The sequence below is a fragment of the Variovorax glucosi genome, from assembly GCF_051216695.1.
Lineage (GTDB): Bacteria > Pseudomonadota > Gammaproteobacteria > Burkholderiales > Burkholderiaceae_C > Variovorax.
The window spans coordinates 1-1,061 of record NZ_JBPJZE010000362.1 but is presented as its reverse complement, the minus strand read 5'-3'; the positions used below and the strand labels follow the sequence as shown (position 1 = coordinate 1,061).

Annotated in this window: 2 protein-coding genes; both read right to left on the bottom strand. The window is 63.1% G+C overall.

The window, feature by feature from the left end; all coding sequences use genetic code 11:
* Nucleotides 1-228: hypothetical protein (locus ACSFA3_RS25685; RefSeq protein ID WP_435508139.1), on the bottom strand; the 228-nt coding region annotated here is incomplete at its 3' end.
* A 19-nt stretch (nt 229-247) separates the two neighbouring features.
* Nucleotides 248-1,061 (bottom strand): SMP-30/gluconolactonase/LRE family protein (locus tag ACSFA3_RS25680; protein WP_435508138.1); only part of this gene is annotated, 814 nt, incomplete at its 5' end.

Below are 1,061 nucleotides of genomic sequence, written 5' to 3'. Positions count from 1 at the left end.
TTTGAAGGAAGCAAAGCAATGCCAAGGCACCCCATTCACAGCGCAACGATCACCTTGAAGCTGCCATTCGACATGGACACCGACGCCGAGATCACGGCCTTGCGCGCTGCCGGCATACCGGTCGACGCGCTCGGCAACGCAGAGCGAGGCTTTCTTTTCGTGCGATTCAGCGACGGATGGAGAAACCGGGCCAACATCTTTCGGTGGTTCGCCGGAGACATCGGGCAAGACCTTCGCAACAGCGGCATCAAACCGGGCCCCCGGCGACGCAGGGTGGCGCTTTCAAGCTGCATGCCCAATCGCCGTGGGCCTCGACATAGAGCGCATAGAGTGAATGGCTGCTCGCCATGTAGAGGCGATTGCGCTTCGGGCCTCCGAACTCGAGATTCGGGCAGCGCTCGGGCAGGCGGATGAAGCCGATGGGCTTGCCTTGCGAATTGAAGATCTTCACGCCGTCCATCTCCTCCGACTTGCCGGTCGGCAGGTAGGCCTTCATGCCACCACCGATGTCGGTAGGCTCGGCCGCAACCGCGCCCGAGTAACCCCAGCCGCACCAGAGATTGCCGTCGCGGTCGACGCGAAAGCCGTCGAGCGACCCCGGCCCGTCTGCGTCGATCAGCTTGGTCTTGTTCTCGACGCCCGTGCCGTCGGGTGATACGTCGTAGCTCCAGATGCTGCGGTTTGGTGTTCCCTTCCACTCGACGACGTAGAGCTTCTTCTCGTCGGGCGAGAACGCCAGGCCGTTCGGGTTGACGAGATCGGTGATCATCGCGCTCAGCTTGCCGTCCTTCGCGATGCGGTACACGTTGGTCGTCACCTGCTCGGGCACGGCCTTGGAGCCTTCCCACTCGCCGTTGATACCGACGGTTGGATCGGTGAACCAGACGGTGTCGTCCGATTTGACGACGACGTCGTTCGGCGCGTTGAGGCGCGTGCCCTGGTAGTTGTCGGCCAGCACCGTCATGCGCCCGTTCTTCTCGGTGCGAACCACGCGCCGCGTCACCGAGTGCTCGCAGGTGATCAGCCGCCCCTGGCGATCGCGGGTGTTGCCATTGGCATAG